Here is a 223-nt window from a genome sequence, read left to right on the forward strand (position 1 = left end):
AGGCGCAGATCGCCAGGGCGAGGAAGCACAGGCCATCAAGGCCGAGGAACGCGGCGCTCTGCATGAGCCAGAGGTTCTGGCCGAGCGCCATGCCGGGATTGTTCCAGGGGAAACCGGTGAAGAGATGGCCGCGCAGGACTTCGCTCACCGTGAGCGCGAACGCGAAGGCCAGGATGCGCGAGCCGTCGGGAAGCCAGAGCAGGCGGGCCAGCGCAAAGCCGAA

General features: G+C 67.3%; 1 pseudogene. It reads right to left on the reverse strand.

What is annotated here, in order from left to right:
* Positions 1–223, reverse strand: a pseudogene (locus E4K09_RS18120) (apolipoprotein N-acyltransferase); the annotation flags it as partial.

The sequence above is a fragment of the Microvirga pakistanensis genome (assembly GCF_004458765.1).
Taxonomy (GTDB): Bacteria; Pseudomonadota; Alphaproteobacteria; order Rhizobiales; family Beijerinckiaceae; genus Microvirga; species Microvirga pakistanensis.